This window comes from Acinetobacter sp. AKBS16, assembly GCF_002899995.1.
GTDB classification, from domain to species: Bacteria; Pseudomonadota; Gammaproteobacteria; order Pseudomonadales; family Moraxellaceae; genus Acinetobacter; species Acinetobacter baumannii.
This window is the reverse complement of the sequence record NZ_POYH01000081.1, coordinates 922-1,285: the sequence shown is the minus strand read 5'-3', so window position 1 is coordinate 1,285 and position 364 is coordinate 922. Positions and strand designations below refer to the sequence as shown.

General features: G+C 52.2%; 1 protein-coding gene. It reads right to left on the bottom strand.

Annotated features, from left to right (window positions below):
• Nucleotides 1-364: Ig-like domain-containing protein (locus C1642_RS19050; protein ID WP_213064282.1), on the bottom strand; the 364-nt coding region annotated here is incomplete at both ends.

Sequence of the window (364 nt, the reverse complement as noted above, 5' to 3'; positions counted from 1 at the left end):
ACCAGATTGCTCAGCGTACCGCCTACTGGCGTGATGTCATCAATATCAAAGCCACTGACCGCCTCGCTAAACGTAAAGCTGATTGTTGTCGATTCAGTCGCAGTGAGTGCAGGGTCCAGGGCCGTAATCACCAAGCTCGGCGCTGTCGTGTCCACTGTCAGTAACAGTGCAGGACTCTGTACACTTTCATTACCTGCTGCATCAGTCAGCGTATAAGTCAGTTGATGTGAACCATCTGCCAGCGGAGTGGTAGGCGTTAGTGTACCTGTTACAGGATCATAACTTGCAGCTACCTTCTCACCATCAACATACAAGGTCGGAGTCTCACCTGCACCCGGTGCAGAAATCACAACACCCGGGGTCG